The sequence below is a fragment of the Pseudomonas serbiensis genome (genome assembly GCF_030580745.1).
GTDB classification, from domain to species: domain Bacteria; phylum Pseudomonadota; class Gammaproteobacteria; order Pseudomonadales; family Pseudomonadaceae; genus Aquipseudomonas; species Aquipseudomonas serbiensis.
The window spans coordinates 1-14,999 of record NZ_JAUQOO010000003.1; the positions used below are offsets into that span (position 1 = coordinate 1).

Sequence of the window (14,999 nt, forward strand, 5' to 3'; positions counted from 1 at the left end):
CCGACCTTGAGGACTACGATTACCCCGGCCGTTTCACCAACCGTGAGCGTGGCAACCTTCTGGCCCGACGGGCACTGGAACGCCACCGCCATGATTACCGCCTCGCCGAAGGCCATAGCGATCAGCCTCAGCTGGTCAGCGGCCACTTTCTGGAACTGGCCAGTCACCCGCAGAAAAGCTGGAACCAGCTCTGGCTGCTGACCGAGGTTCGTCACGAAGGCCGCCAACCGCAGGTGCTGGAAGAGTCCGCTCGTCCTTCTGACTGGCAGGGCTATCGCAATACCTTTCGCGGTACGCCGTGGGACGCTTTCTATCGCCCGCCTCTGCGCCATCCCAAGCCACGCATTCAGGGCAGCCAGACCGCCATGGTCACCGGGCCTCGGGGCCAGGAAATCCATTGCGACAAACATGGCCGGATCAAGGTGCAGTTTCACTGGGACCGCGAGGGCCAGCAGGATGCCAAAAGCAGTTGCTGGCTGCGGGTGTCGTCCGGTTGGGCGGGCAATCGCTATGGCGCTGTCGTCCTGCCACGGGTCGGCATGGAGGTGCTGGTGACTTTTCTGGAAGGCGATCCCGATCAACCACTGGTCACCGGCTGCCTCTACCACGCCGAAAACACTCCGCCCTACAGCCTGCCCGAACACCGCACCCGCAGCGTCTTCAAGACGTTAAGCAGCCCCGGTGGCGGTGGCTCTAACGAGCTGCGCATCGAGGACCGCAAGGATCAGGAACAGATCTTCATCCACGCCCAGCGCAACTGGGACCAGAGCATCGGCCACGACCAGAAGGTCCATGTCGGCCATGAGCGTCACGACCGGGTCGAGGCCAATAGCTACAGCGAATTCCAGGCCGAGGAACACCGCACCGTCAACGCCGACCGCAAGGTGGAAATCAGGGCGAACGATCATTTGAGCATCGCTCAGGTTCAGCACATCAAGGTGGGAGTGGCGCAGCTCGTAGAAGCCGGACAGGAAATCCACATCAAGTCCGGCGACAAGCTGGTGATCGATGCCGGGATGGAGCTGACCCTCAAGGTCGGCGGCAGCTTTATCAAGATCGATCACAGTGGCGTGATGATGAACGGGCCGCTGGTCAGGACCAATCAAGGCGGCTATCCGGGCATCGGGACCGAGGCGCCGCCCGTGCTGCCCGTCGCTCCAAAGGCGGCAGATACATCCGCTGCCGGCAGGAAACCTGTGACAGTGCCGTCCACCCCCAAACCTGAAACACCTACCTCCAGCCAGGGCCCCGAGGCACTTATCGTCGATGTCTGGGGCGATCCCGATCATGGCAGCCAGTTGATCCTGACGGGGCCGGAGGAGCAGCCATGAGCACGTTCAACGACAAGCCCATCACCCAGGGCACCCGCAAGAAAACCGAGTACCTCAATGACCAGAATGCGCGGCTGGCTCTGCAGATTCCCCGCACCGACGGCGGCATGCTGCAAATCCCCCTGCTCCCCGATGCTCAAAGCACCCGGGAAGAGGAAACCATTCAGCGCAATACGCTGCTCTCCGTCCTGCCCCTGGCTCGCCTTCCGGGCTATGACAAGCCCGATGAATCCCCTCGGGGCGGCCTGCCTCGGCGAGGCCGCATTTATGTGTTCTGGCGCAACGTTTTATGGCGAGAGCTGGAAACCGATGGCCAGGGCCAGTTGTTCGAGGTGGATGTCGCTCACTGGCGCAGTGTCGCGCAACAACTCGGCAATGCCGACCAGCGTGACCCGGTGGCCGTCCAGCAGCAGGTAATTCTGCTGCCTATGTTGTTGCAGGGTCGCTTTGTCGCCGATCAGTTGCGCATGGCTTACAGCGAACTGCCCTGGAGCTGGGAGCACATCGAATGGCTTGAAAGCGATGCCAACCGGATCAAGGTTCGCTGTCAGCATATTGCGCGGATCTGGGACACCGCTGTAGTGGGTTCGGAGCACTGGAAAACCACACAGGACAACCCGAGCCTACCGGTCAGCCGTATCCGCAAAGGCTTGCGAGCCAGGGATTTCAATATTGAAAGCGCCCTGCAGGACCCTCTGGATTTCACCCCGGAGTTTGCGACGTTCAGCGATGAGACATTGCTCAAACGTTTGCAGAGCCGCCAGGAGCAATTGGCGCAACACCTCAAACAGCAACCGCCTGCGCCACTGCCCGACGTGGAATCGGGCGTCGATCTGCTGGACAGCTACCAGTTGCGTGACAACACCCATCTGGTCGCCCTCATTCTTGAAGACCCGCTGTTTACCGTTCGCCACGCGACCGCCCAGATACGCGACTGCGTTTCCTATCTGCAAACCTTGAACGCCCTGATTGCCTTCCAGCCACACGGCCGTTATGCGCAGGTGCTGTATAGCGCTGTGGGTGGAAATTACGCTTACCTGAAAGGCCGGATTGACCTGCCGAGGTTTTATGAAACGGTGTTCGAGCAGGAGCGCAAGTTCGGACGCAAATCGCTGGCCGCACATCTTGCGCGACTGGTCGACGTGCTCGACAAAAAACTGCCCGCCGTCCTGATGGACTGGACCCATCGCCACGACGAAGCGTTGCTGGAACCTTACAGCCTGATGGCAAATGCTCTGGGCGCGCTTGAGTACACGCCTGCTCAGGCGGATGCCTTGCTGACCGGCATGGACGTTACAGAGCTGGAAACCTCCATCAGAACCCTGGTCAAGAACATCCTGCAGGCCGAGCACCCACTGGGCGCCATGCTGCTGGCCACAGACGCCGGGCAACCTCCCGAACTGCTCAAGCGCCTGATTGCCCTGCGCGACCTTGATCAACCAGCCGAGCCACAAGCCATGGGCCTGAGCACCCTGATGCTCAGCGCCTCCTTTGTCGACAAAGTGGATTGGCCCGGCCTGGGCAAGACCTTCGCGTACTTCATGGGCGACCTGCTGGATATTTTCGGTGCCAGCGTCGTGGCGCAACTCAGTCGGCTGTCCAACAGCAGTCTCAAGATCAAACTCGACCGGCTCTTCATGCCGACCTTTAACACCCTCTCGGCTCTCTCGAAAAAGATGGCTGAAATCCGCCTGATGCCCATGGGCGAAGCACTGGCCGGGAACTATGTGGTCATCGGCGTTCAGGGCGCAGGCTTGCGCAGAGGCCTGACCGACAGCGAACGCAGCGAACTGACCCGCAAGAACTACCGCTACGCCACCCTGCACAGCCAGTCCGGCGAAACCCTGGGCAGCACCAGCGCCAAAGGCCAAGGCAAGAACGCCCCGATGCTGCGTAATGTCATGGTGCTTGCCATCCCTGAGAGCCACCCCGAACTGGCGCACTACAGCAACTTCCGGGTGAATTTTGGGGCGCTGACTCAGGGACTGGAGAAGACCAGGGTGGTGCCTACGTTGATGGTGGGGTTTGCGGTTTTTAACTTGGTGGTGCAGGTGGATGCGGTTGAAGAGTTCAATGCTAGTGAAGAAAAGTTTCGGGGGGCCTTTGGGGTGGGTAGCGCTTTAGCTGATCTTGTTGTAGCGCTAGGAGGACATAGCAAACTTCTTTTCGGTAAAGCCACCGAAAACGCACTAACTAGGCCGCGCATCAACGTAGCAAACGTTTTGTCGCGCTGGGCAAAAAACCTCGAGAAGCAGACAGGCAGCCCCAAGCTGCCTCTTCTTCGAGCCATTGGCGGTTCAGCCACACTATTTAGCGCAGCAATAAGCGCTTGGGACAGCTATCGAAACTATAACGATGGTAATTACGAGCTATCAGCAAGTTATGCAACCATTACAGCGGGAAATTTAATATGGCTAGCCTATACCATAGGCCTTACCATCAACCCCTTTGCGCTTTTGATCGGGGCAGCACTGGTGATTGGCGGAGCAGTGCTTGCCAATATATTTGATGACGATGCAATCGAACTTGCCGTGCGTTATGGCCCCCTCGGCACAGACTCTGCCGCTGAAGATTCGCCTGAAGACTTTCTACATTTAAAAGATCCGTTCATTGCCTATCAGCAATTAACGGGGCTTCTGTGCAAACCCGAGATCAATGCAATGCGACTCGGCGACTGGCGCAGAAAAGCCCCAGCACATCATCTTGAGGCACTGTTAAACGCCGACCAGCAACGCAAGCGTCCGACAAACACACATATACAAACCATCACACCCAACGCTCAAGCTCTGGACGATCAGGATTGGGTGGTGACTTTAAGCACCCCCCTGCTGGGGATGCTCAGCAATAGCGCCCAACACTTTCAACTGCTGGCCCATGAATTTCAATCACACATGGAAACCGGCATGGCCTTCGCTGGCCAGCACTATCACTGGCAAAGGGCGGGTAACCCAAAACTGGCGGCGGTGCCACTGGATGCGACCACCGTTCTGTATGTATTGCCCTCTTTCATTGAAACCACCTTTCCCATCAGCCGCACCGTCAGAACCGAAGGGCTGAGAATCAGTACCCAGATCGAATTGCATGCAGAACCGGGCAGCCCGCCTTTGCTACTTCCGCAACCCCACCCCAAAAAGTGGACGCCTTTTACGCCTGCCCACCGCCGAGCACCCAATGGCAACCCGGAGAGCAACCCTCCTCTGTATTGGCAAATCGAAACCATCGAGAACCGTATATGAACGCAAATATTGATACTACCTACGCCAATAGCGCCTATCGCAGCGACAACAAAGGATCACTGCCGCCACCAAGATGGTACGTCCATCTCAACCGCAATGGCCTGTTCAACACGCATCTTGCCTTTGGTCATTACGCCGGGCTGGATTCAGCTACGGAAATCACTCTGCAACTGGAGTGCGAAGAACATCTGATTTATCAGAAGCAGAAAGTGGGTGGTGAAAAACAGGAAGTGTACTGTGATGCAAAACGCTGGCGATTTCAGAACTCCAGCAAGATACCGCATATTTTATTTACGCTTAAGCTAATGAGCTTTTTCTTTATATGGGCTCTTTGGGGTATGGGGACTTTCTATTCAGTAATTCTTGAACTGGTATATGGAAACGTAACGACTGAAATCGCTGTTTTAATAGCCGCGCTATCAGTAGGCTTGATGGTTACGTCTCTCGCCCTGTACATGACCGAAAAAAAATCTGTTCATTACATTCAAATTGTCGGACTCCTTATCTGCACTGGCCTTGTCTTCTGGCTAAAAGGCTCTCTCTTCGGCAGTAGCGAAATGCATATTTTCTTCTGGTTAGGCACCCTCCTCTACTTCATGGGCGCCATCGGCTTCGACTGTCTGCTCTGGCTACACAGTATGGTCAGCCGCCATGACGGCAGCGAGTTCAATCGGGTAGACGGCATGGTGCGTTTCAAGCGGCGTTTTCGGCGTTTGTTTGTCGCGCCTTTCGAGGAGTTCGACCCGGTGCTGACATTACTGCCCAGCGGCTACGGCTCTCATGACTACACCATCACGCTGTATCACCGCTACACCAACAAGAAGATATCTCTGGCGACCAAGATGCATTCACTGGGGCTGGATCAGGCGAATACCCTGGCCTTCTGGGATTGCCTGCAACGCTATATGGACGTCACCCACCCCCTGCCCGACCTTCCGGTGCTGGAACAAAGCCGCCATCTGGACCCCGTCACCGCCGCTCACGACATCAACATCGGCCGCAATCCACGTCGCTGGCGCGATCAGGCGACACGCGGCTGGAAGTCTTCAGGAGAAAAGAAACTCAACGAGCAATTGCAACGCTATCCCTGGCAACAACAACCCTGCGTGATCAAAGCCCGACTGAGTGAAGAACTCACCATCGAGGCCTGGTACCGCGCTCAAGAAGCCAAGGGCATTCAGGCGACGCCCAGGACTGAAGACTTTGCACGACACGCTGATTACAAAGAGTGAAAGATATGAACACCTACGCTAATAGCGCCTACCGAGGCGACAGCAATGAACCTCTACCACGACCAAGATGGCGTGGCCATCTCAATCGCGGCGGTCAGTCCAGTACCCACCTTGCTTTTGGCAATTACGCTGAACTGGACTCGGCTACAGAAATCACTCTACAACTGGAATGTGAAAAACATCAGCTTCAGAAACAGAAAAAAATCGCCAAGAAGGAGGACGTATATTGCGATGCAAAACGCTGGCGCTTTCAGAAATCCAGAACAGTCGCCAATCTGCTGGGCTTTTTCAAAACAATGAGTATTGCCTTCTCACTGATAAACTGGGGAGTGGGAGCTGTCTACTTCTCTCTGGAGGAACTTGGACTCATTGAATATCCCACCGAAACAGCCTATCTAATAGCGATAATACTGACGCCGCTAATAATTGTTTCCGCTGCCGCCCACATGGACAGAAAGAGAATAACTCACTACATTCAAATCAGCGCATTCGTTATCAGTTCCAGCCTTGTCATCTGGGCAACAGGTAATATATGGGGATATAGCCAGATACACTTTTCCCTATGGCTAGGCACCTTTCTGTATTTCATGGCCGCCATCGGCCTCGACTGTCTGATCTGGCTATATGACACGTTTAGTCGTCATGACGGCAGTGAGTTCAATCGAACAGAGGGGGTGGTGCGTTTCAAGCCACTCTTTCAAAGCTTGTTCGTAGCACCTTTCGAGGAGTTTGATCCAGTGTTGACCTTACTGCCCTGGAATTACGGCATACGCGGTTATACGATCATGCTCCATCACCGCTATACCAACAACAAAGTCTGTCTGGCAGACAAGATGCACTCATTAGGACTGGATAAAGCCAACACCCTGGCGTTCTGGGATTCTCTGCAGCGCTATATGGACGTGACCCAACCCCTGCCCGACCTCCCGGCGCTAGAACAAAGCCGCCATCTGGACATGGTCACAGTTGCTCATGACACTCAAATCAAACGCAATCCTCGTCGCTGGCAGGATCAAGGTCTGACAGGCTGGAAAACCTCGGGAGCAAAGAAACTCAACGAGAAATTACAACGCTATCCCTGGCAGCAACAGCCCTGCGTGATCAAAGCCCGCCTGAGTGAAGAGCTCACCATCGAAGCCTGGTACCGCGCTCAGGAAGCCAAGGGCATTCAGGCAACGCCCAAGGCCGAGGACTTTGTGTCGCCGCCTGACTTTGAGAACGGCTAAGTGAAGGCCAGAATCATCTGGCCAGTTCGGTATGCCCCTGAGCCATGGCCACCACCACCTTGCGCTTGCCGGTAAACGGTGAGCGCGCATGGGCCGAGAGCATGTTGTCCAGCATCAGGACGTCGTTTTCCAGCCAGGGGAAGCTGACGGTGCACTCATCGAGCACGCCACGGACTTCGTCCAGCAGGCTTTCTTCGATGGGTGAGCCGTCGCCGTAGTAAACGTTGCGCGGCAGGTCTTCTTCGTCCACCACATCGAGCAGGGTTTCACGCACTTCCGGCTGCAGGTTGGAGATGTGGAACAGATGCGCCTGGTTGAACCAGACCATGTCCTGAGTTACCGGATGACGCGCCACTGCCTGGCAGATCTGCCGGGTGCGCAGTTCGCCGTCGTCTTTCCACTCGCATTGAATGTTGTGGGCGCGGCAGTAGGCTTCGACAACACTTTCGTCTTCGGTGTTGAACACCTGACTCCAGTCCACATCAAGGCCATTGCCGAAATTGCGCACGTACATGAGTTTCTTTTCGACGAAGCGATCACGAATGCGCGCAGGAATCCGGCGATAGATTTCACGGCTGTCGGCAATCGGGGTTTCACCGCCGGTTTCGGCAGCGATCATGCTGTAGAACCAGATACGCATCGGCCATTCCAGGGTGTAAGCCTGCTCGTTGTGCAAGGGGATGCTCTGGTGGGCCGGGTATTCGGTGGAGGTGTAGACTCCTTTGGTCACGTTGCTGCGCGGCGTTGAACCGAACTCATAGTTGAGCAGCGGGTCGCCAAACCCGGCGGCAAATTCACGAAAGGCTTCCGCACCGCCGACATTGAAGCCGCGGAACAGGATCCCGCCGCTGCGGTAAAGATGTTCGGCAACCAGTGGTTTGAACTCGCCCAGAGCTTCCATCAAGTCCAGGCCCGGCTCGGGCGCCTCCACCAGCATGGGCAAGGTACCGGCCCCGGCCCGTAATGGCCGGATATTCAAACTCAACGCATGACTCATGATGACTCTCCCTTGATGGCAAAGCGTGCGAGCCCCAACGGCCTGACGCAACACCGACGTCCTGATTTAACGTACCCGGCTACCTGAAAATTAGGCCTTTCCCGCAGAAAGACAGCTCACATCCGCCTTTTGAAACATTTACTTTCATTTGGACGAAAGAAATAATTACATCATTTGCATTCTCATTCGTCTTTATTAGATGCAGCGGCAGCATCGGCCAAAAGCCATGACCGTATTTTTACAAAAGGAGTCTGTGCCCTTCAAAAAATGGCCGCTCTGACACCGTGAATCGAGACCGTTCCCCCATGTCAAAGAAGTCCCGCTCAAAAATCTGGTTTCTCGTCCATAGCTGGCTGGCGCTGCCGATCTGGTTCTTTGTGCTGATCGTGTGCGTCACCGGCACGCTGGCGGTGGTCAGCAAGGAAATCATGTGGCTGGCCAACCCGGAAATGCGTGCCGTCAAGCCATCGGATGATGCGCCACGGCTCAGCTTCGAGCAGATCAGGGCCACCATAGAGCGTAACGAACCGAACCTGATCATCGGCACGATGATGCAGCCGGACGGTGAATATTTCGCCCTGAGCGTCAATGTCACCTACCCCGACGGGCGTTCGGTACCTGCCTATGTGAACCCTTACACCGGCCTTATCCAGGGCGTCACGCCGGCCTTCGACTTCCGCCGATTCACCCGCGCCCTGCATGGCTGGTGGCTGGTGCCTTTCACCAACGGCTATTCCTGGGGCTGGTATCTGGTGTCGATACTGGGCCTGCCGATGCTGGTGTCGCTGATCACCGGGCTGGTGGTCTACAAGAAGTTCTGGAAAGGCTTCCTGAAACCCACGTTGCGCTTCAACCATGGCGCGCGAATCTTCTGGGGCGACTTTCATCGTCTGAGCGGCATCTGGTCGATCTGGTTCATTGCCGTCATTTCAATCACCGGCACCTGGTTTCTGATCCAGGCGCTGCTCTGGGATAACCAGATCAGCATCTCCAGCAAGTCCCAGACGGCGTCCATCATTCCCCATAGCAGCGTGCCCCTCACCGCTGACGGCAGCCCTGCGCCGACCATCAGCCTGGACAAGGCCATCGAAATTGCCAAGCAACGGATTCCCGGCCTGGAAGCCAGCTTCATCAGCCCGCCCAGCAATGCATACGCCAATATGGAGGTCGGTGGCCGCAGCTGGTATCCGCTGATGTACCAGACCGCCGAAATCAACCCGTACAGCGGTGAAATCGCCACCTCGCACCTGTTGTCGGACCGCAACAATCTGGAGTTCGTCACCGAGTCCATGCGCCCACTGCATACCGGCGACTTCGGCGGCATCTGGATCAAGCTGATCTGGGCCTTCTTTGGCCTGCTGCTGAGCATGATGGTCCTCAGCGGCCTGCTGATCTGGAGTAAACGCACGGCACTGGCCACCCTCAATGCCCTGAAACGCGATGCCAAGGCCGAACAGGCCACCGTCAGGAAACAACAAACAGCACGACCGTCGCTGGCCACCGAAATTCCGGAGAACAACCTGTGAGCAAGGCCGCAACTGCACAACCTGTTTCGACCCTGAGCCGCGTCTGGCACAAATGGCGTTTCCATATCAATATCTTGCTGGTGCTGATTCCCTTGGGTTTCATGCCCAAGTACTTCGCCGATGACGCCCTGCTCCGGGGCGACAAGGGTCTCGGGCAGCGGGATCTGGGCACCATCCAGGTCGGGCCATGGAGCATGAAACTGGCCGAAGAACGCAATGAAGCGCCGATCTTTTCCGGCGCCTCGGGCTACATGAAAAACTTCAATGCCTCGCTGTGCGAAAGCTGCGCCGATCAGGTCAAGGCGACTTACCTGCGCATCGGTAAACCCCGCAGCCTGCGGACTGCCGGGGTGATCTTCTTCGGCGTGGCCTATCGCATGACTGCGTTCATGCAGATCCCGGAAAACACCGATCCCGATCAGGACCTGTGGATCACCATGGAGGGCTGGGACGGATCCGTGCATCAGACCTCAATTGCGCTGCAACAGGCCTCCCCTACGACCGTAGCCTGGCTGAAAAAACAAGGAGCCAAAAAATGATCGTACGCTTCCCGCTACGCCAGTTGGGTGTCAGCGCCCTCTTCCTGCTGAGCGTCGGCTTTGCCGGCAATGCCCTGGCCCACAACCCGATGTGCGAGTGCAAACAGATCGACGCCGAGCAGATCCGCTGCACCGGCGGTTTTTCCGATGGCAGCGGCGCGCCGGGGGTGACGCTGGACGTCATCGGCTATGACGAAACCATTCTGGTGCCCGGCAAGCTGGGCGCGGATTCAACCCTGACCTTCAAGCGCCCTTCCGCCGAGTTCTATGTGCTGTTCGATGCAGGCCCCGGCCATGTCGTGGAAATCGACCAAGCCGATATCGAGGCCCCATGAGTACGCCAACCCGACAGATCGTTCGCCCGGCTGGAGCCGGTCATGAAACCCTTTACGTGCTGCTGTTGTGCCTGCTGATTCTGGGTGTCGCCGCGACTGTAGTAGGCCTGCGTGGCGAGAAGCATGAGGCGGACACTGTCGCCAGCCATCAACTGGATGCACGTCGCGATCTGAGTGCCGCCGAGCAAGGCATCTACGCTGACCTGCGCGTGACACTGGACGAAGTACGCCTGCTGACGCAGGAACAACAGGAACCGGTCACCCCGCAGCAGCTGGCGGATGAAGGCTTTGCGCCCTTTGCCCGTGACGCCAGCTCTGTCAGCCGGGGCAATCATGCCTGGCAAATGGTCGAACACTCCTATCTGGGCCTGAGCCCTACACCGACAGTCGCCGGCTCCTTCCTGCTGCGCATCGAGGCCGACGACAAGGCCGAAGCCGATATCTGGATCAACCGCAAAGGCTCGCTGGCCGCACCGACCGATCTTGGCGACCAGGCTCTGATCAGCGCTGGCTGGCAGCAAGTCGTCGCGCAATTCGATGCCGGGGTTACCCGCCAGCATCGACACTGAACCCACGCATTCACTGAAAAGAAGACTGTTTACCCATGCCTATTTCATTGAAACGCCGTCCATTGCTGCGCGTCGTACTGGTTGGCCTGTTCGCAACCCTGCTCGCACCACTGGTCAGCGCCGACCCGGCCAAGCGCCTGCGGATCGGCATCACACTGCATCCTTACTACAGCTATGTCAGCAATATCGTCGGCGACAAGGCCGAGGTGGTACCGCTGATTCCCGCCGGTTTCAACCCGCACGCCTATGAACCCCGCGCTGAAGACATCAAGCGTATCGGCTCGCTGGACGTGGTCGTGCTCAATGGCGTGGGCCATGACGACTTTGCCGACCGCATGATCGCCGCCAGTGAAAAACCGGATATCGCCACCATCGAAGCCAACGCTGATGTGCCGCTGCTGGCAGCCACCGGGATCGCGGCTCGTGGCGCGGGCAAGGTGGTCAACCCGCATACTTTCCTGTCGATCAGCGCCTCTATCGCCCAGGTCAACAACATTGCCCGCGAACTGGGTAAACTTGACCCCGACAACGCCAAGACCTACACCGCCAATGCCCGCGCCTATGGCAAACGCCTGCGGCAGATGCGCGCCGACGCCCTGGCCAAACTCACCAAGGCCCCCAATGCCGACCTGCGAGTCGCCACGGTGCATGCGGCCTATGACTACCTGCTGCGTGAATTCGGTCTGGAAGTCACGGCAGTGGTCGAACCGGCTCACGGTATCGAGCCGAGCCCGAGCCAGTTGAAAAAGACCATCGACCAGTTGCGCGAACTGGACGTGAAAGTGATCTTCTCGGAGATGGATTTCCCGTCCACTTACGTCGAAACCATCCAGCGTGAATCCGGCGTCAAGCTCTACCCGCTGTCGCACATTTCCTATGGCGAATACAGCGCCGACAAGTACGAGAAGGAAATGAAAGGCAATCTGGACACCGTGGTCCGGGCCATTCAGGAGGCTGGCGCATGACCGCTGCCGAACCGATTTCCCTCGCCAGCCGCGGGCCTGGCGTCACCTTCGCCGATGTCAGCCTGACTCTGGGACGCACCACCATTCTGGACCGCATCAACTTCAATGTGCGGGCCGGCAGCGTGCATGCGCTGGTCGGGCCGAACGGCGGCGGCAAAAGCTCGCTGATCAAGACCCTGCTCGGGCAGATGCCCCATCAGGGCCAGCTCAGCCTGCAATGGCCCGGCTCACCCGGCCTGATCGGCTATGTACCTCAGGCGCTGGAGTTCGACCGCGGCCTGCCCATGACAGTCGATGACTTCATGGCTGCCATGTGCCAGCGGCGTCCGGCATTTCTCGGCTTGTCCCGCCACTACGCGAAAGCCATCGGCGAAGCTCTGGAGCGAGTCGGCATGCAGGACAAACGCAAGCGCCGCATGGGCGCCCTGTCCGGTGGCGAGCGCCAGCGCGTGCTGCTGGCCCAGGGTTTGATTCCGGCCCCGCAACTGCTGGTGCTCGATGAACCGATGTCAGCCCTTGATGAAGCCGGTATCCAGGTATTCGAGCGCCTGCTCGGCGACTGGCGTCAGGCAGGCATTACGGTGCTGTGGATCGAACATGATCTGGAGGCCGTCAAACGCCTGGCCGATAACGTCACCGGCCTCAATCGCCGCGTCCTGTTCGATGAACCGGCGCACACCGCCCTGACACCCGAGCGGCTGCTGACGCTGTTCTCCGCCCATCCGCGTGCAGCGGACAGCCAAGGGAGCGCCGCGTGATGGATTACGAAAGCTTCCGTCTGTTCATTCAAGGCCTGGCTTCGTCTGGCTACCTGCCAGAAGCATTGGCCTACGGCTTTGTGGTCAACGCCCTGCTCGCCGGTCTGTTGATCGGCCCGGTGCTGGGCGGCCTGGGCACGCTGGTGGTGGTCAAGCGTTTCGCGTTCTTCTCGGAAGCCGTGGGCCATGCGGCCCTGACCGGGGTGGCCATCGGCATTCTGCTGGGCGAACCCTACACCGGCCCTTATGGCAGCCTTTTCGGCTACTGCCTGCTGTTCGGTATCGTGCTCAACTACCTGCGCAACCGCACCGGTCTGGCACCGGACACCTTGATCGGCGTATTCCTTTCGGTGTCCCTGGCATTGGGCGCCAGCCTGTTGCTGGTGCTGGCGGGCAAGATCAACGTGCATATTCTGGAAAACGTCCTGTTCGGCTCGGTGCTGACCGTCAACGGCAGTGACCTGCTGGTGCTGCTGATTGTCGGCTCGCTGGTCATGGGCCTGAGCCTGCCGCTGTACAACCGCATCATGCTGGCCAGCTTCAACCCGCAACTGGCAGCCGTACGAGGCGTTGCGGTCAAGGCGCTGGATTACCTGTTCGTGATTCTGGTGACACTGATTACCGTGGCTGCCGTGAAAGTCATCGGCGCCATTCTGGTGGGTGCCCTGCTGGTGATACCGGCTGCCGCTGCACGCTTGCTGAGCCAGTCACTCAAAGGCTTCTTCTGGATTTCGGTCGCCATTGCCACCGTCAGTACCTTGTGCGGCATCCTGCTGCCTATCGTCTTCGACCTGCCCGTGCCTTCAGGCGCGGCGATCATTCTGGTGGCGGGCGTCGGCTTCGCCTTGGCCGCCATCGCCCGCGGCACGGTCCCCAGCCTCAAAGGGAATATCGGATAAATGCCTACTCTGCGCACATTGACCCTCGCCCTGGCTCTCAGCGGCCTGTTCAGCAATAGCCTGTACGCGGCCGAAAGCAAAAGCGCCAGCCCGGAACCGGTCCGGGTTCTGGCCAGCCTGCCCATCACCTACGGCCTGGGGCAGATTCTGCTCAAGGACAGCGGCGTGGTGCTGGAACGCGCGGCAGCCGCCAACCTGCCCGGCTCACGCCAGACTGCCTACTTCACCGGGCGCGGTGCCGAAGCGCTGCGTAAACTCAGCGTGGAAGCCGATGCGGTGATCGGGCTGCGTTCGATCTGGGCCGATGACCCGCTTTACCCCAATGCCCGACGCAGCAATATCCGCATCGTCGAAATCGATGCCGCCCGCCCCGTGGATGGCAGCCTGCCGGGCATCGCCTTGCAACCCGGCCAGAACGTCGATGGCTTGAACAGTCAGCCCTGGCTGGCCAGCAATAACATGGGCCGCATGGCCGATGTGATGGCAGCGGATCTGGTACGTCTGGCTCCGGCCGCCAAACCGAAAATCGAAGCCAATCTGGCGGCCCTCAAGCAGCAGTTGCTCAAGCTCAGCGCAGCCAGTGAAGCCCGTCTGGCCAGTGCGGATAACCTGAGCGTGGTCAGCCTGTCCGACCGTTTCGGCTACCTGATCAGCGGCCTCAATCTGGAGCTGATCGACACCCAGGCGCTCACCGACGAACAGTGGACACCCGAGGCCCTGCAAAAGCTGACGGCTACGCTCAAGGATAATGATGTGGCGTTGGTGCTGGACCATCGCCAGCCACCGGAGCCCGTGAAAGCGGCCGTCACTGCGGCAGGCAGTAAACTGCTGGTGCTGGGAGTCGATGGAGAAGACCCGGTAGCCGAACTGCAGGGCAATATCGAGCAGGTTATTGCGGAGTTGGCAGGCAAGAAATAAACGCCCATAGAGGTCTGTGTGGGAGCGGATTTATCCGCGAAAGAGGTATGAAGTGCTGACGATGAAGATGCAGTGAGTGTGCCGGCCTCTTCCCGAATAAATTCGGTCCTACGGATTTGTGGGCAGCATAGAAACAAAAACGCCCCGACATTGATCGGGGCGTTTGTTTTAGGGCGCTACGCAATCAGTGTGCAGTAGCAGCCTGTGCTTCCATCTTCTGGCGCAGGCTCAGTGGACGCATGTCGGTCCACACTTCTTCGATGTAGGCCAGGCATTCCTTCTTGAAACCGCTCTTGCCCACGGTGCGCCAGCCGTTGGGGATTGCCTTGTAATCCGGCCAGATGGAATATTGCTCTTCGTGGTTGACCACGACCTGAAAGACGATGTCGTCGCGGTCGAAAACTGAAGTCATTGCTGCTCTCCATGGTTATTCAGTGCCGATGCGCCAATTCACAGCGGCTATGTAAA

At 58.2% G+C, this 14,999-nt stretch carries 14 protein-coding genes; 12 read left to right on the forward strand and 2 right to left on the reverse strand.

Annotated elements, in window-relative coordinates; genetic code table 11:
* The 4 genes from tssI to Q6A51_RS04965 all read left to right on the forward strand — a co-directional run.
* Positions 1–1,331 (forward strand): type VI secretion system tip protein TssI/VgrG (gene tssI, locus Q6A51_RS04950; protein WP_304574243.1); only part of this gene is annotated, 1,331 nt, incomplete at its 5' end.
* Positions 1,328–4,567 (forward strand): hypothetical protein, encoded by a 3,240-nt coding sequence (locus Q6A51_RS04955; protein WP_304574244.1) that lies wholly within the window; start codon positions 1,328–1,330, stop codon positions 4,565–4,567. The genes tssI and Q6A51_RS04955, both read left to right, overlap by 4 nt.
* The gene (locus tag Q6A51_RS04960; protein ID WP_304574245.1) at positions 4,564–5,799 is read left to right on the forward strand and encodes an MFS transporter; all 1,236 of its coding nucleotides are present in this window, start codon (positions 4,564–4,566) and stop codon (positions 5,797–5,799) included. Before Q6A51_RS04955 ends, Q6A51_RS04960 begins: the two co-directional genes overlap by 4 nt.
* Positions 5,800–5,804: 5 nt before the next feature.
* Positions 5,805–7,025: a hypothetical protein gene (locus Q6A51_RS04965; protein WP_304574246.1), complete on the forward strand. Its 1,221-nt coding sequence runs from the start codon at positions 5,805–5,807 to the stop codon at positions 7,023–7,025.
* A gap of 13 nt (positions 7,026–7,038) precedes the next feature.
* On the opposite strand, the gene Q6A51_RS04970 is transcribed toward Q6A51_RS04965, so the two are convergent.
* The gene (locus Q6A51_RS04970) at positions 7,039–8,022 is read right to left on the reverse strand and encodes a TauD/TfdA family dioxygenase (protein WP_304574247.1); all 984 of its coding nucleotides are present in this window, start codon (positions 8,020–8,022) and stop codon (positions 7,039–7,041) included.
* Positions 8,023–8,327: 305 nt separating this feature from the next.
* Between Q6A51_RS04970 and Q6A51_RS04975 the strand changes: the two genes are divergently transcribed.
* From Q6A51_RS04975 to Q6A51_RS05010, 8 genes are read left to right on the forward strand one after another with little or no spacing between them, the layout of a single operon-like run.
* Positions 8,328–9,548, forward strand: a complete 1,221-nt coding sequence (locus Q6A51_RS04975; RefSeq protein ID WP_201018589.1) for a PepSY-associated TM helix domain-containing protein — start codon at positions 8,328–8,330, stop codon at positions 9,546–9,548.
* Complete coding sequence (locus Q6A51_RS04980; protein WP_025260691.1) at positions 9,545–10,087, forward strand: hypothetical protein; 543 nt, start codon at positions 9,545–9,547, stop codon at positions 10,085–10,087. Before Q6A51_RS04975 ends, Q6A51_RS04980 begins: the two co-directional genes overlap by 4 nt.
* Positions 10,084–10,422, forward strand: coding sequence for a hypothetical protein (locus tag Q6A51_RS04985; RefSeq protein ID WP_025260692.1), 339 nt, complete (start codon positions 10,084–10,086; stop codon positions 10,420–10,422). Before Q6A51_RS04980 ends, Q6A51_RS04985 begins: the two co-directional genes overlap by 4 nt.
* Positions 10,419–10,991 carry a DUF6162 family protein gene (locus tag Q6A51_RS04990; RefSeq protein ID WP_201018588.1) on the forward strand — a complete coding sequence of 191 codons (573 nt, stop codon included), beginning with the start codon at positions 10,419–10,421 and terminating at the stop codon, positions 10,989–10,991. The genes Q6A51_RS04985 and Q6A51_RS04990 overlap by 4 nt, the downstream gene beginning before the upstream one ends.
* Before the next feature lie 35 nt (positions 10,992–11,026).
* The gene (locus Q6A51_RS04995; protein WP_201018587.1) at positions 11,027–11,956 is read left to right on the forward strand and encodes a metal ABC transporter substrate-binding protein; all 930 of its coding nucleotides are present in this window, start codon (positions 11,027–11,029) and stop codon (positions 11,954–11,956) included.
* Complete coding sequence (locus tag Q6A51_RS05000; protein WP_304574248.1) at positions 11,953–12,714, forward strand: metal ABC transporter ATP-binding protein; 762 nt, start codon at positions 11,953–11,955, stop codon at positions 12,712–12,714. The genes Q6A51_RS04995 and Q6A51_RS05000 overlap by 4 nt, the downstream gene beginning before the upstream one ends.
* Entirely contained in the window at positions 12,714–13,613 is a 900-nt protein-coding gene (locus tag Q6A51_RS05005; RefSeq protein ID WP_304574386.1) for a metal ABC transporter permease, read from the forward strand. Before Q6A51_RS05000 ends, Q6A51_RS05005 begins: the two co-directional genes overlap by 1 nt.
* A complete protein-coding gene (locus Q6A51_RS05010) occupies positions 13,614–14,531 on the forward strand; it encodes a metal ABC transporter substrate-binding protein (protein ID WP_201018585.1) in 918 nt (305 codons plus the stop codon).
* Between the two features lie 184 nt (positions 14,532–14,715).
* On the opposite strand, the gene Q6A51_RS05015 is transcribed toward Q6A51_RS05010, so the two are convergent.
* On the reverse strand, positions 14,716–14,943 hold the full coding sequence (locus Q6A51_RS05015) for an MbtH family protein (RefSeq protein ID WP_025260698.1): 228 nt from the start codon (positions 14,941–14,943) through the stop codon (positions 14,716–14,718).
* Positions 14,944–14,999 lie beyond the last annotated feature (56 nt).